Below are 25571 nucleotides of genomic sequence, written 5' to 3'. Positions count from 1 at the left end.
TTCTCGGCTTCATTTACGACTTTTCTAAAGGATTTATTTTTCGATATTAAGTTCTTTTTGATACTTGGCGAAGAGCGTTTCGAACTCCGTTTTGTTGAAATCGTATATTTTTCCTTCTGCGCTCGCTTGTAATTTCTTCAAGCAAATATGCCAACCGGAAATATCTCTAGGGCTGTGTTCCGTAATAGTCGTAAGTTGTTCTCTGAAAGTCAATCTTGTTTTATTTGCGGTGATTTCATTTAGTTCAAAGTCAACTTCATCTTGGTCCCATTCGAAAGCAAGTTTTTGGTTAGTTTCGAATGCACGAATTGGCATGGTTATTTTTTCTTCAGGTGTCATGACGAAAAGTAGATAGCCATCTGCTCCTAGTTCGCCTACTTCCAGCTCATTAAACCACTTTGCTAGTCCGGCGTTTGTCGTTAATAAAGCAAAAACCTCTGCCTTTGTTGCATTAATTTCCAATTCAAAATTAACTACAGCTCCTCCGTTATCCCGTTTACAAATAGATTCGTTCATTTAAATCCCTCCTGCCAATTTGCTTTCATTTTCGCATAGATTTATCATTCTAGCAAAAAGCAAGATTTAATTATTGCTCCACTACTACTCTTTCATAAAATTCTTCTAACTCTGTATAACTAAGTTCTCTCAATCTTTGTCGTTCCACGTTGGTTATAAGGCTAACAATTTCAACTAAAACCCAAGTATCATCCGTTTGTTGCTCTTTCTCCATCCAACACGCCTCCTCTAGTTAATCTGCCCGTAACGCATCTATCGGCATTTTTTTTGAAGCTTTCTGTGCGGGAATTACACCAAATACAATCCCAATACACATCGAAAAACCAACCGCTAAAAGAATCGTAGAAGCAGAAACATACATTTCAAAACTTGATGTAGTTGTAACTATTTGCGCGGAAAAAATTCCTAGTAAAATCCCGATACAACCGCCTACTAAACTAAGCACAACTGCTTCAATCAAAAACTGCATTAAAATATTGCCACTACTTGCGCCAATCGCTTTTCTAATTCCAATTTCTCGGGTTCGTTCTGAGACAGACACGAGCATAATATTCATAATACCAATACCGCCAACGAGTAGCGAAATCCCTGCAATCGCACCTAGTCCAATCGTGAGTGTTCCCGTAATACTATCAAACGTATCTAACGCCTGTTGCTGATTTGCAACTGTATACGCATCTTCATTATTCGGAAAAAACTGGCTCATTTTTTTCTTTACTACCTTAACTGCTGCTGGAACTTGTTCTACTTTTTTTGTTTGAATATAATACAAATCCACAGTATCTGTTTTAAAAAGTCGTTCTGCGGAAGAAATTGGGATAAAAAGTTTTTTGTCTGCCGATCCAAATAAACTCTCCCCCTTTTCCTTTAAAACTCCAATGACCATGTACCTAGCACCTGCAATTTGCAAATATTCACCTATCGGATTCTGTTCTTTAAAATAAGTTTTTGCAATTTCTGAGCCAATAATTGTCACTTTTTGGGCATAGATAACATCTACATTCGAGCAAAAACGGCCTGATGCTAATTCCAAATTTTTTATGCTCGCATAATATTCATTTATTCCCGCTACTTGATTACTAGCTGTCTTTTCACTTGTTCTAACTTCCTTTGTCTGTATCACTTCCGGCGAACCAATTTCATCTTCATTCAAAAGTTTTTTTGCATCTTTGTATGTGAATTTATCATTTGGATTATCTGAATAAAAATTAACAGTCAAAAGATTACTTCCCATATCACCTAATTGTGTGGAGACATTTTTCGATATAGCTTCCCCAATCGAAACAAGTAATGTAACAGAAAAAACACCAATAATAATTCCAAGCATTGTTAAAAATGTTCGAAATTTGGTGGACAATAATTGTTTTAGCGCTAACTTTATACTCTGTAAAAGAGTCATAATTTGTTCCATTCACGGAGTTTTCCGTCTTTTATTTCTATTATTCGTTCTGCTTGATTTGCAATTTCTTTGTCGTGGGTAATCATGATTAATGTATTTCCTTCTCTATGAATTTCTCTTAGCAAAGTCATTACTTCTTCTCCAGTTTTAGAGTCTAGCGCGCCAGTAGGTTCATCTGCTAATATTAATTCTGGACTTCCAGCGATGGCTCGAGCTATTGCAATCCGTTGCTGCTGTCCTCCTGAAAGCTGGGCTGGTATATGTTTTTCTTTATCTAATAGTCCGACACGTTCTAAACTTTTTAATACTACTTTTTTTCGAGTAGCTTTGCCCACACCTCGATATACTAATGGCAATTCTACATTTTCAAAAGCAGTAAGTCGTGGCATTAAATTAAATTGTTGAAAAATAAAACCAATTTTCCTATTCCTTATTCGAGAAATTTTCTTATCTGATATTCGCATTAAATTCGTTTTATTGAGGTAGTATTCTCCTATCGTTGCTCTGTCAAGTATACCGAGGATGTTCATTAAAGTAGATTTTCCAGAGCCAGACGGTCCGATAATGGCCAGAAATTCCCCTTGATCAATTTGCAATGATACATTATCTAGAGCCTTTATGGTGCATTCACCCATTTGATAGGATTTGGAAATATTAAATAGTTGTATCAAGTCTTGCTCACCTCCGTCTATGGAATAATCACAAGTTGTTTCTCTGTAAGACCTTTTACTACTTGAATAGATTTCGTATTATGTTTGCCTACTTCAATCCAAATTTTCTTCTTTTGTTTATTTGCATCAACTGTATAGACATAATGTTTATCAGCTTTATCCGTATTAACAGCTTCTATTGGAATTGTTAAAATCTTTTTTTCTAGAGCCACAAGTACATCAGCACTTACAGACATATTTTCTTTTACTTTCGTCTCATCCTCTAAATCAATCGTCACGGCATAAGAAGTTACTGACCCGTTTATAATGCCCTTCTCATTTATATCTACAACTTTTCCTTTGTATACTTTATTATTTACTGCTTGGACATACACATCAGCTGTCTGTTTTTCTTTTATTTGGTTAATTTCTAGCTCATCTACCATAATTTTGACAGCAAAATCTTCATAATCTGGCCATTCATTTACTTTTTTTACAATGTGACCTTCTGCGGAAACATATACACTTAAATCTGTTCTTTTTGTTTCAACTGTTTTGTAATCAATTGTTTGTGGCGTCTTTCGCTCATTTTCTTTTATAAAATAATAGCCAACCGATGCAGCAACGATAACCAGCATGATAATCACCCAGCTTATTTTTTTCAATATTTAAAAACCTCTCTTTAAAAAGCAATCAAAATCATTGCGTTCATTATGTGTTGAAAACATTTTTTTAGTTCCCCGTAATTCCATGATTTTAAAATTTCAATTATATTAGCTAATTCTTCCGCAATTCGATCACTTGCCGAAACAATAATTAGTCTTACTTCTTTTGTTGCATTATCATTGATTTCATTCCATAATTCTTGAATTATTCTATTAAAATAATCATTATTTAGCTTACCTATAAATGCGACGATAAAATCTTCAAACGTATCTCGCATTAATTCATATTCTTTGTTTTTTTCATATTGAATTACTTTCTCTGCTATTTCTATTATATCGTCCACTACAATATAATCTTCACGTAGAATTAATTTTTCTGTACTTTCATACATCAATAGTTCGACTAATTTCATTCGCGAAAAAAATTCTGTAATAGTTACTTCAGTGTTTTGAACAAAAGCACCCCGATTATATTGGTGGACTAAAAATCCAGAATGGCAAAGGTTGATAATCGCTCGCCTAATTGGTGTCCTACTCATATTTAGTTCTTGAGATAACTTTGCTTCTACAACACGATAACCCGTTGGATACTCCCCAGTTGTGATTTTGTTCTTAATGTACTCAAAAGCAACATTCTCGAGTCGATTACCTTTAGCAATTTTTGGCATAAATGATTCCCCTCTCTCTCTATAAAGCTGTTTAAAAACAGCTTTAGAATGCCATTTTACCATCTAGTTAATGAAAAGAGTATCTAATCTAAAATACTCTTTTCATCCAGTATGCATTATTTATTTGCTTTTTTTTGATAAGAACTAATACCAATAGCTGTTAAGCCGAGTCCGACAAATACTAGCCATATCATTGAACTATCACCAGTTTTTGGTATTTTACTTGCTTTCAAAACGGAAGTCGCTCTATTTTCAGGATCTTTTTCAATTTTTGTTGGTTCCACAGGTGTTTTTGTGATAGATGGCTTTGTTGGATCACTTGGATTTACTATTAGTTTTCCATCTTGAGTTACAGTCACTTTAATTGTAAGTGAAGCTGATAGATTGCCAGAATCTGTCACAGTATATGTAACTTGATAAACACCTTTTTTCGAATTATTCACTGTATCCTTGGTCACTTTGATTTTTGCTGTTAAATCACCATCTTCGTTATCTTTCGCAGTAACTCCTTTTAACACATTAAACACATCTCCAACTTTGATTGTTTGATCTTTTGCATTAATAACTGGGGCTGTATTTTTGCTTATTGCTGCTGGGGTTACGGTTACTTTAATACTTTTTGTCGTTGTTAAGTTGCTTGAATTTGTAACGCTATAATCCACATCATATTTGCCACTCTTAGTCGTATCTACCGTATTTTTGGTTACGTGGATGTCCTTTGTAATATCACCGTCTTTTTCGTCTGACGCAGTGACTTCATTTAGTGGATTAAAACTTTCATTTTGATTGATAGTTTTATCTTCTGCACTAATAACTGGGGCCTCCGCTTGTACTAGTGGAGTTTCATTTGTCACGGTTACGTTTTTCCAAAGGGACGTGGTTTCTGGAGTTGTTGGAAGAACAGAACCTGCTCCTAAGAAAACACCGATATCTGCTTTTGTATTTTCCTTCGCTGTAAATTCAAATGTGTGTTTAAAAACCTTATTACCTGCATCAGCTACGTCTATAACGTTATTCTTTGTTCGGCTTACGTAACTAGTGTTCAGCTCGGCACCGGATGATTTTGGTGTAAAAAGTCCTGCTTTTGCTGATTGTCCTGTAATAGTATCTGTCATTTTCATATCAACATTTGCTTCATACGCTACTGTGTACTTGTATGTTTTTCCTGTTTCAAGTTGTACATTTTCATAACCAACAAAGTAAAATCCACTGCGTACATCTTTGTATGTTAAACTGCTTTCTGATGAATTCGCTGCATTCGCAACAGTACCAGGGATAAAGGCAAATCCAATCATTGATAGAAGTGCAACTGCTGTGATTAACGCGATTATTTTTTTCATGGATTTAAAATCCTCCTTATTTACATCTTTAATTAGAAAATAGGGTTAAGTTAGCCTTAACCCTATATTTCAACTTATTCTAATTGGCAATTAACCAAAGATACCTTTGATTAAGTTGTTTAGTACTTCTGCTACGTCCGGAAAGCGGATTGCACCTGAAAAATTACCTAACAATTGCAAGAAAAAATTCATTTGTAGTAGCCTCCTTTACTGATTTATGTTCTTAGGATCAACCAAAAATCCCTTTGATTAGATTGTTTAGTACTTCTGTTACGTCTGGAAAGTTAATCGCTCCAGAAAAATTACCTAATAATTGTAAGAAAAAATTCACTTGTAGTAGCCTCCTTTACGTTTTATTTTTTTGAAATCAACCAAAAATTGCTTTGATTAAGTTGTTTAGTACTTCTGTTACGTCTGGGAAATTTAAACCGCCAGAGAAGTTACCTAATAATTGTAGAAAGAAATTCATCGTTTTCACCTCGCTATATTATGTAGTTGGAACTGTTATCCAATATCAATTATAGCTTATAAAAACGCCATTTATAGCGCTTTCAACCATTAAGAACATAGCATCAAAAATAGTATCCAAAGCTAATTTTCCATGTTGTTTAGATTTACTTACTTGAGGACAATTATCAAAAAAATGTTCCTTTTTAGTTGTCAAGTGACCAGCTTTGGACACAATTTCGATATATTTAATTATTCTAATCAGCCACCATTCATCCATATGAACATTCTTTTCGACTGTGTTTACTGATCAAACACAAAATCGGGTTTCCCAAACAAAAAATACAATCGAAAATAAAAAAATATCTTAGTTTTCTTCACTAAGATACTTTTAGCTAGTAATCTAATATTTTTTTCTACTGCAAACTGCCAATTAGAAACCATTAGAAATAGATAAAATTTGGCGATAATACCTTTTCCACTACTTTCGACGAGATGATTGATCAAAATTAATATCGCTGTATTTAGAATAAGCCCCTGTGACACAGTGATAGCCTTCAGCAAAAACTGGACAAAGCCGTGTAACATGAGATAATAGAAAAAAAGAATTTTGTTAGGGGCGAATAAAATGAAGAAAATCGGCTTTATTGGCGCAGGTAATATGGGAACTGCGATGATTCGGGGCTTAGCACAAGCGAATTTAGATAACAGCGAAGCAATCATTGTTGGTGGTCGAAATCTCGAAAAATTAAAACCACTGGAAGCGGCATTTACTGGCCTGCAAATAACAACCGATACCGAAAAACTCGTAGAACAAGCAGATATTATTATTTTAGCGGTGAAACCTTACACTATCCCAGAAATTTTAACGTCGGTAAAAGAGCAGCTAACACCTGATAAAATTATTATTTCTGTAGCAGCTGGCGTAACTATCCAAGATTTAGAAGAACTCACTTCCGCAAAAACAAAAATTGTTCGTGTGATGCCAAATACACCAGCGCTTGTCGGTGAAGCAATGTCATCTATTTCGCCTAACATAAACGTATCATCTGAAGAAATTAATGAAGTTACAGCTATTTTTACTAGTTTTGGAGAAGCGGAAGTTGTTTCCGAGAATTTGATGGATGCAGTTATTGGCGTCAGCGGTTCTTCACCAGCTTATGTTTATATGTTCATAGAAGCTTTAGCAGACGGCGCCGTCCTAAGTGGCATGCCTCGCGATAAAGCATATAAATTCGCCGCACAAGCTGTGCTAGGTGCCGCAAAAACGGTTCTAGAAACCGGCGAACATCCAGGTAAACTTAAAGATATGGTTACTTCTCCCGGCGGAACTACAATTGAAGCAGTGAAATCACTAGAAAATGATGGTTTCCGTTCCGCTGTTATCAATGCAGTTCAAGCTGCTGCAAACAAAAATAGTTCGATGTAATTCTATAAATATTTAATAAAAAAGTACTTTTCTTCTCCTATTATAGGAAAATCTTTTACACGTCCAAGCTCAGTAAAACCGCATTTTTTATAAAATCCTGGGGCTTGGTAACTAAATGTTGTTAAGGAGATATGGTGGCAGTTATTTGCTCTACCATATCTTTCTATTTGGGCCATCAATTCTGTACCCACGCCCGATCCTTGTGTGCTTGGATCAACAGAAAGAAGAGACACATATAATTCTCCGTAGCTGATTTTCGCTGTAACTCCTCCAACTATTTCCCCTACTTCACTTAAAGCCGCAAAGCCAATATACTCTGTGTCTTTTTTTGGAATGTCATAACCTAATCTTTCTTTATGTTCCAAAAGCCCCTCTACTACTTTAGGTTCTAGTTCTTCCAGTGGCATTTCTTTTATTTTATATTGCATCCCTAACTCCTCCTTCATACAAAAAAGCATCACTAAAAAGTGACGCTCAGTAAAATTATTTTAAATTTGCTACTCGTCCATATCCAGCAATATATTTTTTCCAATAGCCAGATGTGATTGTGTCGTATTTTACGCCATTATTTTGCGCATTAAGCATTTTGCCATTTCCAACATAAATCCCAACATGTGCAACACCCTTACCATAATTGAAGAAAATCAAATCACCTTTTTTTAGTTCTTGAGCTTTAATTTTCTTAGCAGAGGCATATTGTTGCTTCGCTGTACGAGGAATGGATTTTTTAACTCCTTTAGAGTATACATATTGTGTGTAACCTGAACAATCAAAACAGCTTGGGCCAGTAGCGCCAATTTTGTAGCGTTTGCCAATGTGTTTTCTTGCTTCGTTATTTAATGCGGTAAAACTTTGCGTTGTTGCAACAGGTGCTTTATATGTAGTCACACATTTACCTGAAACATAACCAACTTTGCCTTTGTATGTCGTTTTATACCAGTTGTTTTTTGTTTTAGCAGTGAAAGTAACCGTTGTACCCTTTTTGTAAAAACCGATGACTTTACCTTTGGTGTTGTCTGCTGCGCGAACATTTACATCAGCCGTTGTCGTCATTTTATATGTAGTCGCTGCTGAAGCGTTAGTTGTTGGTAAAAATAGTACTGAAAAAGAAATCATTAAAGCTATAAACGCAAAAAAAATCTTTCTTCTCGTTGCTATTATTTTCAATCCACGCACCCCTTTTTTATATACACACAGCATAGCAGGTCAATGTTACAGTTGTAATACAGGGATTTTAAAACTTGGCGTTATTATGTAACAGTTTTGACACAGAAACAAAAAACCCAAGAAACTAGTTCTTGGGTTTGCTTTTATAGATGATTTTTCCGTAAAGAAACGGGCTTATCAAGGATTTCTTTCGTAATTATCGCTTCTTGTAATCTTCCGCGCAATTTACGCGCTTTTTTGTGATGACTACTAGTGCTTTTAATGATGTTTTTCCCTTTTGCCACATCCGATTCTCGGCGGATTTCTCTTAGCATTTTTTGTTGTGCTGCTTTTTGTTCAGCAATTACTTTGTCTTGTTCTTTATTTTGTGTGAATGTCCCTTGTGACACTTTGCGTTTTTCTGGTTTCTTAGTGGTTTGCGTACGGCTTGCTTGGTGCATTGAACGCAAATTTGGTCTAGGTTGTGGCGCTTTCTTATTTTCCTCTTCTGTGCCTTTACCGGCCTTGCTAAGGAAATTTATAATGACACCAACAATACCAAGGACAACTAGAACACTTTCCCAACCACTATTTAGAAAATCACTTAAATCCATTGAAAACACCTTCTTTCTTGCAAAAGATCAAGGTTTATTTTTCGTCTTCGTGTGCAATCGATTCGCGCATAGCTGTATCTGATTGTACATTTTCCATTTTGTAATAATCCATTACACCAAGGTTACCTTCTTCTAAAGCGCGAGATAGCGCACGTGGTACTTCTGCTTCTGCGGCTACAACCGCTGCTCTGTTTTCTTGTTCTAGGGCAATCGCTTCTGCTTTACGTTTCGATGCAGCTGCTTGAGCAACTTCCATGTCCGCGTTGGCTTTTTCGATGTCTAGTTTTGCTTTAATGTTGTCACCAATACGCATTTCAGCGATATCAATGGATAAAATAGTGTAAGCAGTTCCGTCTCCAAGTCCTTGTTCTTGGACTTTTTTCGAAATGCTGTTTGGATTTTCAAGTACATCTGTATGTTCTCTCGTTTCACCGACTGTAGAAACTACGGCTTCACCGACACGAGCGATAACTGTATCTTCCCCAGCACCACCGACGATACGTTCAATATTGGATTGTACGGTAATTTGCGTAATAACTTTTACTTCTACCCCGTTTTGTGCCACACCAGTAAATTCAGGTGTACGGATAACTTTTGGTGTTACGGAAGTTTGTACTGCTTCAAGTACGTCACGTCCAGCAAGGTCAATTGCTGCTGCACGGCTGAAATCTAATTCAATATTTGCGCGGTGTGCGGCGATTAACGCATCTACTGTGTTATCCACGTCCCCACCTGCTAAATAGTGACTTTCAAGTTGGTTTACTTCTAAATCAAGTCCAGCTTTTACTGCTTTAATTAACGGTTTTACAACGCGAGAAGGTACAACCCGACGCAATCTCATTCCGATTAAAGTTCCTAGTCCTACTGGTACACGTGCGGATAATGCACTAATCCATAACCCCACTGGTACTAAAGTGAAAAATACGATTAAAAAGATGATAATCAATACTGCGATAATAATAGGTCCAATCATTGTCATTTTTCTCCCTCCTGTATATCTTCATTGACTAGTACGTATCCGAAATCGATACCTACTGCAATTATTGGTTTTCCAACTTCCAAATAACCTGTTTTCAAGCGAGCTTCATAGACTTCTCCGTCTATTCTGACACTACCTATCGGCTTAAGTGTCGTTTGTGCTACGCCTTTTTTACCCACTACTTTGTCTCGTAGCGCTTTCATTCTTTCTACTTCTTTGTCCTCTAAAACCCCCCGATGCACGAGTCCCCATGATTCTCCATAAACAAAGTCATCTTCTGTAAAATTATGCTTCAAACTAGTCACCTTCTTTAGGAACTTTTTTAAATTTTACTTTCTCCTATAATAACCATAACATGAAAGAAACCTTATGTAAAAAGCTTTTAGGCGAATTATGTAAATTTTTTCACTTTTGTAAAAAACTATATAATAGAAAAAACAAAATTTTGTAATAACGTATTTTTTTACTGTTCGTTTAAGTCCCAATCAATTGGTTTTCTTCCATGTTCCTCAAGAAATGCATTCGTTTTCGAAAATGGTTTGCTTTCAAAAAAGCCTCGACTCGCGGCAAGCGGTGATGGGTGTACTCCTTTAATAAGTAAATGTTGCGGGTTTGTGATGCCACTTGCGGCTTTTATAGCATGATTCCCCCATAAAATAAATACAAGTGGTTTGTCGTAATTATTTAGTTCTTCTAAAACGTGATCTGTAAATGTTGCCCAGCCTAGTTTTTTGTGGCTACCAGCTTTGCCTTCTTCCACGCTCCAACTCGTGTTCATTAAAAGTACGCCTTGCTCTGCCCATTTGGCAAGATAGCCGTGGTCAGCTGGTTCAATATCTAAGTCTGTCTTTAATTCTTTATAAATATTACGAAGACTTGGCGGAATTCGCACCCCTTTTTGCACGGAGAAGCTTAGGCCATGCGCTTGTCCAGGACCATGATACGGGTCTTGTCCTAAAATAACAACTTTCACTTGATCATACGGACATAAGCGGAAACACGAAAACATATCTTCTTCAGTCGGATAGACATTCCCCTTTGCTCTCGCGTCCTTAACTGCTTCCATTAATTCTATAAAATAAGGCTGTTTCGCTTCTTGTTTTAAAAATTCTTCCCATGTTTTTACCATTTTTAATTCTCCCATCTCAGTAGTTCCATGATTTTGTCCTTCCATTATACTTTTCACGGCGAGCAACTGTCAAAAGGCAGGCGGATTCACGTGGTATACTTGAAAAAAGAAATAATAATGGGGTGAGATTGTGGCGGAAAGAAAAGTTTCTTGGCTAGAACTATTTTTTGATTTAATATTCGTAACTGCTGTTGCTTCAACGACGCATCTGTTACTTAGCGTCGATAATCATCCGGATAAAACAGCTGTTTATTTTGGCGAATATTTATTGATGGTCACGCCGATGTTTTGGGCGTGGGTTGGGCAGACAATGTTTTTCAATCGCTTCGGTGAGAAAATCAAACTACCCGAACTTTATATGTTGCCGCAAATGTTTTTCTTAATTTTGATGACAGCGAGTTTTGATTTAACGTTTTCAAATACGTATTATACTTTTTTAATTGGTTATTTAGGTATTCGCTTAATTACGGTTATCCAGTATTTTGTTATTAGTAAGCAGTTGACGGGAAATGCGCGGAAAGTGGCGATACTTCTTGGGAGTGTTTTTCTACTAGGTGTTTTGACAACTGCGACTTCGGTGTTTTTTGAAGGATTTGCGCGTTATTTAGTGATGTATCTTGGGATTGCAGTTGATATTATTTTACCGTTATTTTTAGCTAAAACATTGCGCAAAGTGCCGGTTGATTTTCCACATCTTGCGGAACGTTTTGGATTATTTGTTATCATCACATTTGGTGAAAGTATTGTTGCGATTACGACTATTTTAGTTGGGCACACGCTTGATCCCTATACGATTGGGTACACGTTGCTTGGCTTTTTAATTATTTGTACGCTTTGGGCATCGTATTTCCATAGCTTTGAGAAAATTGTCGACCACCATAAAGAAACCCATGGCCAGTACTTAATTTATGGACATTTCTTTATTATTATTTCAGTGATGTTACTTGCGGCGAATGTGCATTTGTTGTTCGAGGGGCATTTGGAACGCAATGTTTTGTTATTGATGTTGTTTGGTTCTGTAGCTGTGTTTTTCGTTTCGAAACAATTTGTTTTTGCTGCTCATAAAAAGGCCGAAGTGACATTTTCTTTTTGGAAAGATGCGTTGTTATTGTTACTTCTAGTGGGGCTGTTTTTTGTTAATTTGTATAGTGATTTTCCTCTATTTGTTAGTTTTGTGAGTATTTGGGTTTGTGCGCTGGTGGATCTTGGTTTGCAGTTTGGGACTTCGCGGTCGGCACGAATGTAAATAAAAAAAGATGAGCATTTCGCTCACCTTTCCTCGCCTGTGTCTTGGTGCCTTGTGTAATCTGTAAAAATAAATAGGCCCATTAAAAAGCTTATTAAACATACGATTGGGCGGAAATAAAAACCCGAATAACTCGGGGTGAAAATGAGCCCAAAAATAAGTCCAAAGAGCCATAAAATTAGTGCCATGAATATTAGAAAATCATTTCGATAAGCACAAATTATTAGAATTCCCGCTAAAACCATCGCAAGAGACATTAAATAGCCTGATGATGCCGCAAGATCTTCCGGTATCATGAATAAGTTATTTTTTTTACTGTCCGGACTTAGTATTTCAGCAAGAGCACCAATAAAGCCTGCTTGGATTGACATAATCCCACAAAAAATACGCATTTCACACCACTCTTTTATAAAAATACATTTTAGCTTATTAATTATGGCATAAAAAATCTGGATTTACTACGCGACAAAGTAACTAAAAATCACTTAAACGCGCCAAAAACTAGTATAATTTGCTTTATCTTGAATATTAAACTCGATAATTTTTGCTAGTAGGTCATAGTCAACTGGTTTAGCCCACGTAATTCGGAAAATACCTTTCGTATGACTATAGCCCGCTTCTTTAATGTCTGCTTCGAAACGTTCGATTCCAGCCACTTCTGGGGAAACGCTCATATGCTGTTTTGCAATAGAGAAGCCGATTATGAACGTGCCATTATTTGTAAACATCGGTGTATTCCATTTGATTTCTGGCTTTAAGTCTGGAAAAGTTTCCGCCACCCATGTTAAAACTTCTTGTGTTCTCGCGCGGTGATCCGGATTTTCAATTTCAGCTAAATATTCTGCAAAAACTTCCATATTATTTCCTCCTAAAAAAACATAATCTTACAGTTACTTTTTATTATAAAGAAAAACTGGTGTGATGCAAGGCGGGGCTATTGAAGTGGCAAAACAAAAACAAGTCCGGTGATGGACTTGTTTTTGTTTTGCTTAATATAGTCGGGCATTTTTCAGGTTTGCTTGTTTTTCTTCGTATGCTTGCTTGATACTTTCTTTGTTTGAAACTTCGGAAACTCCCACATTCCACCAATTAAGATAGCCTTCTGACATAGTTTTTGGTAGTACTTTCATTTCGATCAAAGTAGTTTTGCTTTGTGTTTTTGCGTCTTCCAGTGCGCTGATTAAATCTTCTTTCGTGTTGGCTCTATAGACTTTTGCTCCGTATCCTTCTGCAATTTTGGCGTAATCGACTTGCATGATTTGGTTGTCGCTATCGCGGAATTCGCAGAAAAAACTGTCGCTGCCGTTTGCCATTTGGAGGTTGTTAATGCAGCCAAAACCGGAATTATCGAAGAGCATAATGTTAATTTTTTTGCCGTATTGTAAGGATGTTAGTAGTTCTGAGTGTGACATGCAGAAGCTGCCGTCGCCAACGATGGCGTATACTTCTTGTTTTTTTGCTGCGGCCATTTTCGCGCCGAGAGCACCGTTTATTTCGTAGCCCATGCAGGAATAGCCATATTCTAAGTGATAGGTGTCTGGTACGGCTGGGTTCCAGAGTCGTTGCAAATCTCCGGGAAGTGAACCGGCCGAACAAACGACAATGCTATCCGGTGCCACGTTGTCATTAATTGTGATAAGTGCTTCTGTTTGCGTAAATTCGGTCTGCAAGCGGTCTGCATATTCGTTTAAGATCGCTTGGTCGAATTGATCTTTGATTTCTGGCGTAAATGTTTCTCGGTTGAATTTGGTGGTTTGTAGCCGTGCTCTTTCGTCTAGCCACTCGGTTTTGTATGCGGCTATCTTGTTTCCAAATTGGGTCTGATAACCTTTTAAAAGTGGCGCTAGTTCGGCTAGGGTTGCTTTGGCGTCACCGACAACTTGGAAGGCATCTAATTTGTATGTTTGCATACGGCTGACATTGATATTGATAAATTTGGTTGTTGGATCGAATGCCGTTTTGGAACTGGTTGTGAAATCGGTATAGCGCGTGCCAATTCCGATGACTAAATCGGCGTCACGGATAGCTTTATTGGCAGCAAGCGTCCCGAGGATTCCCGTGCCACCTAGGTTGTTTTTGAAGTCAAACTCAAGCGTTGATTTCCCGGCATGTGTTTCGACGAGCGGAATGTTGGTTTGCTCGGAAAGGGCGATCAATTCTTCGCGTGCTCTTGAATAGCGGGCGCCACCTCCGACGATGATAACTGGGGTTTTGCTCGCTTTGATGAGCCGAGCTGCTTCGGTTAGTTCACGCTTTGTCGGGATTTGCCGATTAAGATAGTGAATTCGTTTTTGAAAAAATTCGACTGGATAATCGAATGCTTCTCCTTCTGTGTCTTGCGCAATGCAGATTGTTGCTGGTCCCGCGCTCGCTGGGTTGGTCATTACTTCGAAAGCGCGAATCAGGGCGCTCATGAGTTGTTCTGGTCGCTGCACACGGTCAAAATATCTGGAGACTGCTTGGAAGCCATCATTGGTTGTAATTGCCGTGCTCGACTCATGCTCTAATTGTTGCAAAACTGGGTCGGGCTGTCTGGTTGCGAATGTGTCGGCCGGCAGGAATAACACGGGTAAATTATTCGCAAGTGCGGTGCCGGCTGCTGTTATTAAGTTCGCGGAACCTGGTCCTGCTGATGTGGAACACGCGTAGATGCGCTGGCGATTTTTTTGTTTTGCATAAGCGATTGCCGCGTGCGCCATGCCCTGCTCATTTTTTCCTTGATACACTTTTAAATGACCTGGGGCTTCTTCCAAGGCTTGCCCGATACCAACCACATTTCCATGTCCAAACAGCGTGAAAATACCATCCACAAACGGTGCCATTTCGCCGTCCACTTCGATATATTGCTGATTTAAAAATTTTACCAAAGCTTGTGCGGTTGTTAGTCGAATCGTTTTTTCAGTCACCATAATCTCCTCCTATTCCGCTTGCGCAATGAGCGCTTTGATTTCATCAGCTGTTGGCATCGCGTCTGAGGAACTATGCTTGCTAACAACAATCGAAGCCGCGGCACTTCCGTATTTAAGGGCTGTTTCGATACTTTCACCGCTAAATAAACCGTATAAGAAGGCTGATGCGTAGGAATCTCCCGCGCCGAATGTTTTGAGCACTTTTGTTTTATATGTTTTTGCTTGGAATGTTTCTCCCGCTTTTGTATATGCGAATGAGCCTTCCACCCCATGCTTAATGACAACAATTTCTGCTTGATGTTGGAAAAGATGCGCTTTTGTTGCTTCATTTTTGCCACCGACTTGATTTTCCATCATATCAAATTCGTCGCGCGTGCCAATAATCACATCCGCTTGTTCTGCGACAAGTGAATAATAAACCGCCGTTTCTTCGGTGTTTGTCCACGTATAAGGGCGATAATCTAATTCAAAAGCAACGGCTACATCATTTTTCCGAGCTAAACTAACTGCCTTTAAAACAGCTTCCCGCGATGGACTTTGCGCTAAAGCTGTTCCAGAAATGAGCAGCACGCGAGCCTCTTTTATATAATCTTCCGAAATTTCTTCTGGCGTTAAATACAAATCCGCTACATTTTCGCGATACATCAAAATACTGCATTCATCTGGGCTTTTAATTTCCGTAAACGCCAAGCCAACTTTGCGGCCTTCCGTATCTTTCACCATTCCGTCCGTATTTATACTCAAATCACGCATATATTTCTCAATAAAACGACCATGTTGATCAGCAGAAATTTTGCCGATAAAGCCTACTTTTAAGCCTAGTTTTGCGGTTCCTATCGCAATATTTGCCGGGGAACCACCCACATATTTAGAAAAAGTCATCGTTTCTTCCATTGGACGATTGTATTCGACTGCGTTCAAATCAATACAAGCGCGTCCTACTGTGATTAAATCAAATTTTCGTTCGCTATGTTTGTTTAGATTCATGCTCCAAATCCTCCTCTTAGTCTCGTTCTAAAATCCATTCATGGTCCGGATCGTTGTGAAATTTCCAAACCCGTTTCGGTCCAGCCATTACGTTCAAATAATATGAATCATATCCATCTGGCACGCCAACTGGGTGATAGCCTTCTGGAACGATAACCGCATTTTGATGCTCCACAGCCATCGTTTCATCAAGCGTCCGGTCATCCGTATAGACACGTTGAAAAATAAAACCTTGCTCCGGATTAATTTCATGATAATAACTTTCTTCCAAAAGCGACTCCGCTGGCAGATTATCGCGGTCATGTTTATGCGGCGGATAACTCGAAAAATTTCCGCCATCCGTATACACTTCCACAACCAACAAACTGCTCGCAACCTCACTTACATCTGGCAAAATGTTATGTACCAGTCGTTTATTTTGATATTTTCCGCGCTGCTCAATCGAATTATCACTAGCCTTAATAAGTGTCGTTGGCAAGTCTCGATTCGCCTGGGAGTAGCAAAGCGCTACACGAGCTTTTTCTGTGTCCGCCTTCACTTGAAACGTCCGTCCGCCAGAAATAAACACGCTATCTGTCGGAATTTTTTCAAAGACATTCGCTCTTGTCCCAATCTCCGCAAAAATATTGTCACCCTCACTCACTGTAATTTTCCCAGTAAGCGCAACAATACAACACTCTAAATCAGTAAGCTCCTCCTGATAAATAGCACCTTTTTCCATTTCAATTAAGCGAAAACCAACATAACTTAGCGGAGAATTAGCTTGGTTAATATCCTGCACAAACGTAATGCCAGGCGCTATTCTCTCATTTAACGGTTTTCGTAACAGTTTGCCCATTTTTGCGCCCTCCTATTCTTCGTAACCTTTTAATGAATATCTCGCTGTGACAACTTTCTTATGCGTGTAAAAATCCACGCTGTCTTTGCCGTTAGCATGAAGCGTTCCATAAAAGGACGATTTCCAACCAGAAAACGGGAAAAACGCCATTGGAGCAGGTACGCCCAAATTCACACCAAGCATTCCAGCGTCGATTTTTTCTCTAAAGTAGCGAATTGCTTTGGCATTATTTGTGAAAATACAAGCGCCATTTGCAAATTCAGATTGATTCGCAACCCGAACTGCTTCTTGGAGATTTTTCACACGAATCACGGATAAAACTGGTGCGAAAATCTCGTCTTTCCAAATCGTCATATCCGTCGTAACATCTTCCAAAATTGTTGGACCAACAAAGTGCCCTTCTGAAAGTCCAGTTTCCCGACCATCTACTGTTAATTTCGCGCCTTCTTCCAAGCCTTTTTCAATATAAGCAATCGTGCGTTTTTGGTTTTCTTCGCGAATTACAGGACCGAGGAAAACGCCATCGTCTAACCCATTTCCAATTTTCACATTTTGCGCGGCTGTCCGAAGTGCCGCTAGAAACTCATCCGCGATGCCTTCTTCAACTGTGACGACCGCACATGCCATACAACGTTCACCCGCCGATCCGAATGCCGCTGAAATAACATTCGTCACGGTATCTTCTAAATCCGCATCATTAAGCACAATTGTATGGTTTTTCGCACCTGTTAAGGCTTGCACTCGTTTTAAATTTGCGCTCCCTGTTTTGTAGACATATTCACCAACTGGCTTAGAACCAACAAAAGAAACCGCTTTAATTATTTCGTTCTCTAAAATTCCGTTAACCACATCATGCGCACCGTACACTACATTGAATACACCTTTTGGAAGACCCGCTTCAGAAAATAATTCCACCAATTTCTCCATTAAAAGTGGCGTTCTCTCGGATGGTTTTAAAATAAACGAGTTACCAAGCGCAATGGCCATTGGGAACATCCAACATGGTACCATCATCGGGAAGTTAAATGGTGCGATTCCACCAACAACCCCGACCGGATAGCGATAATTTGCCGCCTCCACATCGGTTGCAATCGAAGCCAGCGAATCACCCATCATTAGTGTTGGCGCTCCAGCCGCGAACTCGACATTTTCAATACCACGTTGGACTTCACCGCGTGCTTCGGATAAATTTTTACCATTTTCGAGTGTAATCAGTCTTGCTAGTTCTTCTTTATGTTGAATGAGTAACTGTTGGAAACTAAATAGAACCCGTGCACGTCTTGGTACAGCAACTTGGCTCCATTTTTCAAAACCTTGTTCAGCAATGACAGCCGCCTGATCTAATTCTGCGCGTGTCGATATCGGCACTTGGCACAGCACTTCCCCCGTCGCCGGATTGATGACATCTTCATATTTATCCGCCTTACTCTCGACCCATTCGCCGTCAATATAATTCTTTAATTTCCGTACATCTGCCATAAAAAATCCCTCCACTTAAAATTACTCATAAGTTAACCATTAATCGATTATAACCCCATCTTAAGCCAATAAAATTAGAGAGTCAATTTAATTTTTGTCACTAACTTCACCATAAAAAATCATAGTTGATTACCTTTTGAGCATGTGTTATAAATAGTGTAATTAAAATAATTTTGCCAAAGGATGAATTTAAAATGAAAGTACAACGCATTCAAGCGATTGAGAATTTAATTCACGAAAAAGGCAGTATTAGCCTCGATGATTTATGCGAACAATTCAACGTTTCTAAAAATACTGTTCGCCGAGACATTGCCAAACTTCTCCAAAAAAACACCATCCAAAAAGTCTATGGTGGCGTCGTTTCTGTTTATAATAATCCCGAAGAAATTCGGCCGTTCGAAAATCGTGATACAGAAAATCACACAGAAAAACAGCTTATCGGAAAAGCGGCGGCTGATTTTATTGAAGAAAATGATTTGATTTTTATTGATTCCGGCACAACGACTAGCTGTCTCGCTGCGGCTCTGCCAACGGATAAGGATATTACTATTATTACGAACAGCCTAGATGTGATTAATTTTGCGAGTGAAATGGATAATGTGAAATTGATTGTTATTGGCTCGACGTTTAAAACGAGTACTAAATCATTTGTTGGCGTGGAGAACTGGGGGTTTTTTGAGAAATACAATATTACGAAAGCTTTTATGGCCGCAACTGCGCTTTCGACTACGCACGGGGTAATGAATTCGGATATTTTGGAGTATGAGATTAAGCGCCATATGATGGAAAAAGCTAGGGAGAAATTTTTGCTAGTGGATCATACGAAGGTGGATAAGTCGGCTTTGCTTACTTACGGGGAGCTGGCGGAATTTGATTGGTTGGTTACGTCGAAGGACATGGCTGGTGGGTGTTTGGGGTATTGTGAGGATGTTGGGGTTTTGGTGAGGTTGGTTTAGTTTAGTGAAAAAAGACCCCTCTCCACCGAAAGGGGTCTCTCAATTTATTTACTTACTAACAACCGGAATATAAAGCGTAAACTCAGCTTCTCTAAGATCCTCCAAATTAAACGATCCCGCAATGCCAACCGTATCGCTTTGACTAACCTCGCCGTATGCTGCGCCGATGAAGCCGTCTAGAGCTGGGCGGTCTGTTTCGCTTGTTATGAATTTTGCGTATTTGCCTGCTGGAATGTCGAAAGTTGTGTCGCCGTTTTCACTGTTTGCACTAGCTACGATGTAATATTGTAAGCCGTCAAGACTTGCGTTAATGCCAACGTAGTCTTTTTCGTTTTTTGCAAATTTTGTGTGGGCTGATTCTTTAATTTCGCTCATTGGGCCAAAGCCTTTTTGTGGATCAAATTCAGGGATTTCTACTTTATTTCCAGTAAATGTTTCTTTTTTTAATTCAACAATTTCAAATGCCATAATATTTCCCTCCAAAAAGTTACTTAACTTTGATATGATGTAACTATAACACGTGAATGATGACAACTGTCTGTCATCATTCCAAAAACAAAGGAGAAAAAAATGAAAATCGAGCGACTCATCGGAATCATTATGCTGCTTCTCCAACGCGAGCTAGTCAGTGCTTCTGAAATGGCTACAATGTTTGAGGTTTCCAAACGTACTATTTTCCGCGATATTGACACACTTGCGATGGCGAATATCCCGATTTACACGATTGCCGGAACAAAGGGTGGCATCGGTATTATGCCTACCTACAAAGTCGATAAAAAGCTTCTCACAGTAGATGATTTAACCGCAATTATTGCTAGTTTGGACGGGATGGAGCAGTTGCTTTCTTCCGCCGAAACCAAGAAAACCCTCCAAAAAATGAAAAACATGCTCGACCATTCAAGCGAACCGCCTAAAAGTTCCATTTCGCTCGATTTCTCCAATTTGTCCATGAAAAACGAATTAAACGCTAAAGTCGAAAGTTTATATTTAGCGATTAAAAAACATCAACTCGTAGAACTCAGCTATATTGATCGAACGGGTAACCAAACCATTCGTAAAACTGAGCCTTATCACCTCCTGTTTAGGAATCGTTCTTGGTATTTGCAAGGTTACAGTTTGGAACGCAGCGATTTTCGAACATTTAAAATGTCGCGGATTGTTGAACTAAAAACGCTAGAAGAAACGTTTGAAGCTCGCCCTTTTAGTGTAAAACCGTTTGGCGCCCCACCCGACAGACCGATGTTTTTGATGCATGAAGTCAACTTAATTGTCGATAAAATTGCCCGCGAGCAAATCATCGAGCGCTTTGATCTAGTCGAAATCTCGCAGCAAGATGACGCACATTTTTTAGCAAAAGTAACGCTTCCTGATCACGAGGCTGGGTATCGCTTTTTACTTCAACTTGGAACGCATGTAACCATTCAAAACCGTGATGACTTTTACGATAATTTTGTTGACTACTTAAAAGAAATCCAAGGAAAATATATCTAAAAATGGCTCTGCTAATTGTTTAGCAGAGCCATTTGATGTTAATCTTTATATTTATAATCCAAATCTTGATAAGCTGTTTGATACGGTCCACCATCAGCTACTTCTGAATGATAAAGTGCTTTTAAAGCGAAAGTTTTTTCTAAGTCCATTTCTTTCATTAGCTTTTGAAGGCGTTCTTGCAAGTCTACGCTATCTTTTACAAGCTCTTTCATTTGTGATTTTACATATTTCATAATAATTCCGCTCCTTTTCACACATTATAACACTTTCTTCCCCGATAAAAAAGGAGCGCGACTATAAGCCACACTCCCTTACTTTTTTAACCGATTAATTCGATTGCTCTTTCAAGTACCGCCGCTCCATTGACACGGCCGTAGTCTAGCATATTAATTACTTCGACAGGAATTTTTCCGCCAACTACTTTTTCTGTGTTCCCTTTTAAATAACCAACTTGTGGTCCAAGCAAAATGACATCTGCTTTTTCCCAGTTTTCGTGTAGTTCAGCGTCGGATACAGCCCAGATATTTGCTTCAACGCCTTGTTCCGCGCCTGCTGCTTTCATTTTTTCTACTAAGAAACTTGTGGACATACCAGCATTACATACTAATAAAATGTTTTTCATTGGTTAAACTTCCTTCCTTATTTTGCTTCTGTTTTTTGAGCTGTAGCAAAAGCAACTTTTTCATCCATACGTAGGAACGGCAGATAGATAAAGACTGTCACAACAATGATAATTACTTGTAAAACGGACGCGCGCCAGTCCCCGCCAGTTGCTAGGAAACCAGAAATAATTGGCGGTGTCGTCCACGGGGTTTGTACAACTACATGATTAATCCAACCTGCTGCTGTCGCATAATACGCTGTTGTTAAAGAGAAAATCGGCGCTAATACGAACGGGATAATAAGTAACGGGTTGAACACAATCGGCAGACCAAAGATGATTGGCTCACTGATGTTAAATAGTGATGGTGCCGCAGATAGTTTCGAGATATCTTTGTAATCTTTTCGTTTCCCAAAGATGAAAATGGCAATTAATAAGCCAATCGTGTTTCCTGAGCCACCCATAACCGCAAATGTGTCTTTGAAAGCCATATTAATAATATGCGGAATTTCTTGATGATTCGCGTAGGCAACCATGTTTTCTTGCATATTTTGAAGTAAAAATGGATCTAGTAACGGACCAGAAATAACTGCTTGGTGAATACCCAAACCGAAGAATAAGTTAGCGATAGAAGTAATCAGCAAGAAGCCTGGAAGACTTGTCGTCACATAGCTAAGTGGCTTCGTGATAATCGTTGTCACAAGTGTATTAAAGTCCATGTTGAAAATTTGATTAACGGCAAATGACATAACTGAGAAAATAATAACCGTAATCATAATCGGAATTAACACGTTAAATGATTTAATAACTGCCGGTGGAATATTTCCTGTTAAATTAATTTGCATGCGTTTGTTTTTCGATAATTTAATGAATAAATCGGTTGCAATTAAACCAACGATAATACCGACGAACATGCCTGACGCGCCAGTATAACTAACTGGGATAACGTTCGGTACTTCGATTGATTTTGATGCGCCTTCTGGAAGGAACGTCATCGCAATCGGTGTTACAACAATAAAAGAAGATAAAGCGACAAGAATCGGAGCAATGACGTTTTTATAGCCGCGATTCAAACATAAATGATACGAAATCGCCACAGTGACTAAAAGCGTAATAACACTCAGCGTACCATTTCCGATTGAAATACCAATCTCTTGCCATGTTTTAAGTGTATCTGGGTTAACAATTTTGCCCATAAAGCCAGTCGGTTCTAAAATAACATAGTTAATCAGCGTGACAAAACCAGCTAAAATCATGAACGGCATAATACTCGCAAAAGCATCACGCAATGAACGCAAATGAATCTGACCACCAAGACGTTGTGCTACATTAATAAATCCATTAACAATCGACTTCTTTTTCGTTTCAGCCATTAGTTGTTTCCTCCCTTTTCGTCCCAACTAGTTTGCTTGTATCATATTCAAAACCGTTCATGTCACTCATTTTTTTATAAAATTCGCCACTTTTCTTCATTGTGCGTTTGCCAGTTTCGACATCAAGTGAAACGAGTCCGTAACGGTTTTTATATGCGTTAATCCACGACCAACAATCAATGAATGTCCACAGATGATACCCTTTAATATCGCAACCTTCTGCAATCGCTTGATGTACATAAGCCAAATGATCTTTGACAAATTGAATCCGGTAATCATCTTGAATTTGTCCTTCTTCATTTAAGAAACGCTCTTCATTTGCCACACCCATACCATTTTCAGAAATAAATGATTCGATATTGCCGTAATTATCACGAATATCAATACATAAATCGTAAATCCCACGTTCATAAATTTCCCAACCGCGGTAAATATTCATTCGTTTACCTGGCATATTATGCGGTTCAAAAAACCAATCTGGTAAAAACGGACTTTTTTCATTAATTGCTGTTAAACGGGCTTTGACGCGTCTTGGTTCATAGTAATTTAGGCCAAGAATTTGCGCCGTATTTTCTTTAATAATCGTCAAATCTTCTTCCGTGTATTCCGGCATTTGATCGTATTCGCGCATAATTTCAACTAATTTTTCTGGGAAAGTTCCTTTAACCATCGGATCCAAGAAGCTTCTCGTGTAAAAAGCATCACAAATTTCCGCAGCTTCTAAATCGTATTCGTTTTGGCTACGTGGATACGTCGGGCTAAGGTTTAAAATAACGCCGATTTTTGATGACAAGTTTAATTTTTTAAATGCTTTAATAGCTAACGCATGCGCCAAAATCGTATTAAAACCAGCTTGTGCACCGCGTTTGAAGTCGATTTGATTCGGATAATGGAAATCTTCTAAATAGCCGCCAAGAATCGGTCCTAGTGGTTCGTTAAACGTAAACCAGTGATAAACTAAATCGCCAAATTCTTTAAAACAAGTATCTGCAAAATGAACATAGGCATCTACAACTTCTCTTGATTCCCAGCCACCAGCATCTTGAAGTGCCACGGGCATATCGAAATGATATAAGTTGGCGAATGGTTTGATACCGTTTTCATTCATTTCAGTAAGTAAATCGCGATAAAACGCAATAGCTTTCGGGTTCACTTCGCCAACGCCATCATTAGGAAACATTCGCGCCCATGAAATCGAAATCCGGAACGAATTTTGTCCTGTTTTCTTCATCCACTGTACGTCTTCTTTATAACGATTAAAATGATCTGTTGTAATTTCTGAACCTACGCCTTCGTAAAAGCGATTCGGTTCTGTTTCAAACCAATGCTCCCAAACAGTTTTTGCCTTACCAGTGTCGCCGCGACCTTCTGCTTGTTCAGCAGACCACGCAGAGCCCCACCAAAAATTTTTTGGAAACGTTAATAATTCTTTCATTTTTTATGGCCTCCCTTTTGTCAAAATAAATATAGCATACATTTATTTAAAAAACAATACTTTTATCAAAAGATATATACTTTTGTTTATAGGGATACCTTTTTGTAAAAGTATATGGTATACTATGCTTATTACATCAGTAAAGGAGCCAATAAAATGTCGGGAATGGCTAAATACATGGAAATATACATAGATATCCGTGATAAAATCAACCAAAATAAATACGAAATTAACGAGAAATTGCCTGATGGGGACAGTATGGCTCGCACGTATGATTGCAGCAAGCTCACTGTCAAAAAAGCACTGGATATGCTTGTACAAGAAGGCATGATTATTAGACGACGCGGGGCTGGGACTTTCGTGAAATCCCATTCGACTAACGGCGGAGAATTCGCGCTTGGGCCAATGTCCGGACTTGTAAATACATTTGGAAAAGACAATATTAAATCCAAAGTCATTTTATTTTCTATTGAAAAACCATCGAAAGAAGTCGCAGAGAAATTAGAGATGCAGGATGACTATATTTACCGAATCATCCGGATGAGAGAAGTTGGTCATAAAGCCTATTCGATTGAACATACTTATATGCCACTTGCGATTATTCCAGGTCTAGAACCACGTCATTTAGAGGACTCGATTTATAATTATATTCGGGATGATTTGAAACTTAAGATGCAGAGTGCGCATGTTTGGGTACGCGGGGATAAATCAAATCAAGAGGATAGCAAGCTCCTCAATTTAGAAGAACCTACTTTTATGATGGAAATTGAAAAATTAGCGCATTTGGAAGATGGTCGTGTGTTCGAATATTCGATAACGCGCCATACGTATGAATCGTTTGTGTTTGAAACGGTTTTTGTGCAGAATTAAAAAAAACAGCGACTCTCTGAATTAGAGAATCGCTGTTTTTTATATCTTCTTAACAAATTCTGATTTTAATTTCATTGGGCCGAAGCCGTCAATTTTGCAATCAATGTCGTGGTCGCCGTCTACTAGGCGGATATTTTTTACTTTTGTTCCCATTTTGATTGGGTTTGATGCGCCTTTTACTTTAAGATCTTTGATGACTGTGACAGAATCGCCATCTGTTAGTACGTTGCCGTTTGCATCTTTGAACACTTTTTCTTCGGTAGCTTCTTCTGCTACAGCGCTCCACTCATGGCCGCATTCCGGGCAGATTAATAAGCCGCGATCTTCGTAGGCATACTCTGAGTTACATTCTGGGCAATTTGGTAATTTTGGCATTTTATCAATTCCTCCGATTGTTGTAATAG

The 25571-nt window shown here is 38.5% G+C and carries 31 protein-coding genes; 5 read left to right on the top strand and 26 right to left on the bottom strand.

Going from position 1 to position 25571, the window contains the following annotated elements; genetic code table 11:
* Nucleotides 1-33 precede the first annotated feature (33 nt).
* The 8 genes from GL301_RS02165 to GL301_RS02130 form a co-directional block, all read right to left on the bottom strand.
* A complete protein-coding gene (locus GL301_RS02165) occupies nucleotides 34-516 on the bottom strand; it encodes an SRPBCC family protein (protein WP_003724330.1) in 483 nt (160 codons plus the stop codon).
* A gap of 70 nt (nucleotides 517-586) precedes the next feature.
* A complete protein-coding gene (locus tag GL301_RS02160; protein ID WP_003724329.1) occupies nucleotides 587-730 on the bottom strand; it encodes a BH0509 family protein in 144 nt (47 codons plus the stop codon).
* Nucleotides 731-748: 18 nt separating this feature from the next.
* Entirely contained in the window at nucleotides 749-1915 is a 1167-nt protein-coding gene (locus GL301_RS02155; protein ID WP_014929169.1) for an ABC transporter permease, read from the bottom strand.
* On the bottom strand, nucleotides 1912-2586 hold the full coding sequence (locus tag GL301_RS02150) for an ABC transporter ATP-binding protein (RefSeq protein ID WP_003731403.1): 675 nt from the start codon (nucleotides 2584-2586) through the stop codon (nucleotides 1912-1914). Before GL301_RS02150 ends, GL301_RS02155 begins: the two co-directional genes overlap by 4 nt.
* 17 nt (nucleotides 2587-2603) lie before the next feature.
* Nucleotides 2604-3203, bottom strand: a complete 600-nt coding sequence (locus GL301_RS02145; RefSeq protein WP_003731402.1) for a permuted SH3 domain-containing protein — start codon at nucleotides 3201-3203, stop codon at nucleotides 2604-2606.
* 44 nt (nucleotides 3204-3247) lie between these two features.
* Nucleotides 3248-3898 carry a GntR family transcriptional regulator gene (locus GL301_RS02140; protein WP_003724325.1) on the bottom strand — a complete coding sequence of 217 codons (651 nt, stop codon included), beginning with the start codon at nucleotides 3896-3898 and terminating at the stop codon, nucleotides 3248-3250.
* Between the two features lie 116 nt (nucleotides 3899-4014).
* A complete protein-coding gene (locus GL301_RS02135; RefSeq protein WP_003724324.1) occupies nucleotides 4015-5238 on the bottom strand; it encodes an LPXTG cell wall anchor domain-containing protein in 1224 nt (407 codons plus the stop codon).
* Between the two features lie 514 nt (nucleotides 5239-5752).
* Nucleotides 5753-5965, bottom strand: a complete 213-nt coding sequence (locus GL301_RS02130) for a hypothetical protein (RefSeq protein ID WP_003724320.1) — start codon at nucleotides 5963-5965, stop codon at nucleotides 5753-5755.
* Nucleotides 5966-6313: 348 nt separating this feature from the next.
* Between GL301_RS02130 and proC the strand changes: the two genes are divergently transcribed.
* On the top strand, nucleotides 6314-7114 hold the full coding sequence (proC, locus tag GL301_RS02125) for a pyrroline-5-carboxylate reductase (protein ID WP_003724318.1): 801 nt from the start codon (nucleotides 6314-6316) through the stop codon (nucleotides 7112-7114).
* 2 nt (nucleotides 7115-7116) lie between these two features.
* Here proC and GL301_RS02120 read toward each other — a convergent pair whose 3' ends face one another.
* The 6 genes from GL301_RS02120 to GL301_RS02095 form a co-directional block, all read right to left on the bottom strand.
* Nucleotides 7117-7542: a GNAT family N-acetyltransferase gene (locus GL301_RS02120; RefSeq protein ID WP_003724317.1), complete on the bottom strand. Its 426-nt coding sequence runs from the start codon at nucleotides 7540-7542 to the stop codon at nucleotides 7117-7119.
* Between the two features lie 55 nt (nucleotides 7543-7597).
* Complete coding sequence (locus tag GL301_RS02115; protein WP_003740411.1) at nucleotides 7598-8281, bottom strand: NlpC/P60 family protein; 684 nt, start codon at nucleotides 8279-8281, stop codon at nucleotides 7598-7600.
* A 143-nt stretch (nucleotides 8282-8424) separates the two neighbouring features.
* Nucleotides 8425-8874 carry a hypothetical protein gene (locus tag GL301_RS02110; protein ID WP_003724315.1) on the bottom strand — a complete coding sequence of 150 codons (450 nt, stop codon included), beginning with the start codon at nucleotides 8872-8874 and terminating at the stop codon, nucleotides 8425-8427.
* 34 nt (nucleotides 8875-8908) lie between these two features.
* Nucleotides 8909-9853, bottom strand: a complete 945-nt coding sequence (gene floA / locus GL301_RS02105) for a flotillin-like protein FloA (protein ID WP_003723104.1) — start codon at nucleotides 9851-9853, stop codon at nucleotides 8909-8911.
* Nucleotides 9850-10149, bottom strand: coding sequence for an NfeD family protein (locus GL301_RS02100; protein ID WP_003741454.1), 300 nt, complete (start codon nucleotides 10147-10149; stop codon nucleotides 9850-9852). Before GL301_RS02100 ends, floA begins: the two co-directional genes overlap by 4 nt.
* A gap of 167 nt (nucleotides 10150-10316) precedes the next feature.
* On the bottom strand, nucleotides 10317-10982 hold the full coding sequence (locus GL301_RS02095; RefSeq protein ID WP_003724314.1) for a uracil-DNA glycosylase: 666 nt from the start codon (nucleotides 10980-10982) through the stop codon (nucleotides 10317-10319).
* 130 nt (nucleotides 10983-11112) lie between these two features.
* On the opposite strand from GL301_RS02095, the gene GL301_RS02090 reads away from it, so the two are divergent.
* Nucleotides 11113-12228: a low temperature requirement protein A gene (locus GL301_RS02090; protein WP_003728131.1), complete on the top strand. Its 1116-nt coding sequence runs from the start codon at nucleotides 11113-11115 to the stop codon at nucleotides 12226-12228.
* Nucleotides 12229-12251: 23 nt separating this feature from the next.
* On the opposite strand, the gene GL301_RS02085 is transcribed toward GL301_RS02090, so the two are convergent.
* From GL301_RS02085 to iolA, 6 genes are all read right to left on the bottom strand, one after another.
* A complete protein-coding gene (locus GL301_RS02085; protein WP_003723100.1) occupies nucleotides 12252-12620 on the bottom strand; it encodes a hypothetical protein in 369 nt (122 codons plus the stop codon).
* 93 nt (nucleotides 12621-12713) lie between these two features.
* On the bottom strand, nucleotides 12714-13085 hold the full coding sequence (locus GL301_RS02080) for an iron chaperone (protein ID WP_003724312.1): 372 nt from the start codon (nucleotides 13083-13085) through the stop codon (nucleotides 12714-12716).
* 132 nt (nucleotides 13086-13217) lie between these two features.
* The gene (gene iolD / locus GL301_RS02075) at nucleotides 13218-15134 is read right to left on the bottom strand and encodes a 3D-(3,5/4)-trihydroxycyclohexane-1,2-dione acylhydrolase (decyclizing) (RefSeq protein ID WP_074384934.1); all 1917 of its coding nucleotides are present in this window, start codon (nucleotides 15132-15134) and stop codon (nucleotides 13218-13220) included.
* 12 nt (nucleotides 15135-15146) lie between these two features.
* Entirely contained in the window at nucleotides 15147-16124 is a 978-nt protein-coding gene (gene iolC, locus GL301_RS02070; RefSeq protein WP_274758830.1) for a 5-dehydro-2-deoxygluconokinase, read from the bottom strand.
* A gap of 16 nt (nucleotides 16125-16140) precedes the next feature.
* Complete coding sequence (iolB, locus tag GL301_RS02065) at nucleotides 16141-16962, bottom strand: 5-deoxy-glucuronate isomerase (RefSeq protein ID WP_003724309.1); 822 nt, start codon at nucleotides 16960-16962, stop codon at nucleotides 16141-16143.
* 12 nt (nucleotides 16963-16974) lie between these two features.
* On the bottom strand, nucleotides 16975-18441 hold the full coding sequence (gene iolA / locus GL301_RS02060) for a methylmalonate-semialdehyde dehydrogenase (RefSeq protein ID WP_021496745.1): 1467 nt from the start codon (nucleotides 18439-18441) through the stop codon (nucleotides 16975-16977).
* Between the two features lie 194 nt (nucleotides 18442-18635).
* On the opposite strand from iolA, the gene GL301_RS02055 reads away from it, so the two are divergent.
* A complete protein-coding gene (locus GL301_RS02055) occupies nucleotides 18636-19397 on the top strand; it encodes a DeoR/GlpR family DNA-binding transcription regulator (RefSeq protein ID WP_003724307.1) in 762 nt (253 codons plus the stop codon).
* 48 nt (nucleotides 19398-19445) lie between these two features.
* Here the strand turns inward: GL301_RS02055 and GL301_RS02050 are convergent, their stop codons facing one another.
* The gene (locus GL301_RS02050) at nucleotides 19446-19865 is read right to left on the bottom strand and encodes a GyrI-like domain-containing protein (protein WP_061106766.1); all 420 of its coding nucleotides are present in this window, start codon (nucleotides 19863-19865) and stop codon (nucleotides 19446-19448) included.
* 102 nt (nucleotides 19866-19967) lie between these two features.
* Between GL301_RS02050 and GL301_RS02045 the strand changes: the two genes are divergently transcribed.
* The gene (locus GL301_RS02045; protein ID WP_003734599.1) at nucleotides 19968-20888 is read left to right on the top strand and encodes a helix-turn-helix transcriptional regulator; all 921 of its coding nucleotides are present in this window, start codon (nucleotides 19968-19970) and stop codon (nucleotides 20886-20888) included.
* Between the two features lie 38 nt (nucleotides 20889-20926).
* Here GL301_RS02045 and GL301_RS02040 read toward each other — a convergent pair whose 3' ends face one another.
* The 4 genes from GL301_RS02040 to GL301_RS02025 form a co-directional block, all read right to left on the bottom strand.
* On the bottom strand, nucleotides 20927-21121 hold the full coding sequence (locus tag GL301_RS02040; protein WP_003724301.1) for a hypothetical protein: 195 nt from the start codon (nucleotides 21119-21121) through the stop codon (nucleotides 20927-20929).
* An 86-nt stretch (nucleotides 21122-21207) separates the two neighbouring features.
* On the bottom strand, nucleotides 21208-21510 hold the full coding sequence (locus GL301_RS02035) for a PTS sugar transporter subunit IIB (RefSeq protein WP_003723086.1): 303 nt from the start codon (nucleotides 21508-21510) through the stop codon (nucleotides 21208-21210).
* Nucleotides 21511-21527: 17 nt separating this feature from the next.
* Complete coding sequence (locus GL301_RS02030; RefSeq protein ID WP_003728139.1) at nucleotides 21528-22862, bottom strand: PTS sugar transporter subunit IIC; 1335 nt, start codon at nucleotides 22860-22862, stop codon at nucleotides 21528-21530.
* Nucleotides 22855-24297, bottom strand: coding sequence for a glycoside hydrolase family 1 protein (locus tag GL301_RS02025; RefSeq protein ID WP_003734597.1), 1443 nt, complete (start codon nucleotides 24295-24297; stop codon nucleotides 22855-22857). Before GL301_RS02025 ends, GL301_RS02030 begins: the two co-directional genes overlap by 8 nt.
* Before the next feature lie 156 nt (nucleotides 24298-24453).
* Here GL301_RS02025 and GL301_RS02020 point away from each other — a divergent pair, with 156 nt between their 5' ends.
* Nucleotides 24454-25167 (top strand): GntR family transcriptional regulator, encoded by a 714-nt coding sequence (locus GL301_RS02020; RefSeq protein ID WP_003728140.1) that lies wholly within the window; start codon nucleotides 24454-24456, stop codon nucleotides 25165-25167.
* 39 nt (nucleotides 25168-25206) lie between these two features.
* Here GL301_RS02020 and GL301_RS02015 read toward each other — a convergent pair whose 3' ends face one another.
* Nucleotides 25207-25542, bottom strand: a complete 336-nt coding sequence (locus GL301_RS02015; RefSeq protein ID WP_003724297.1) for a zinc ribbon domain-containing protein YjdM — start codon at nucleotides 25540-25542, stop codon at nucleotides 25207-25209.
* Between the last annotated feature and the right edge of the window lie 29 nt (nucleotides 25543-25571).

Source organism: Listeria sp. LM90SB2 (genome assembly GCF_028867355.1).
In the GTDB taxonomy this organism is placed as follows: domain Bacteria; phylum Bacillota; class Bacilli; order Lactobacillales; family Listeriaceae; genus Listeria; species Listeria monocytogenes_B.
The sequence above is the reverse complement of the archived record's forward strand: the minus strand, read 5'-3'. Positions and strand labels throughout refer to the sequence as shown.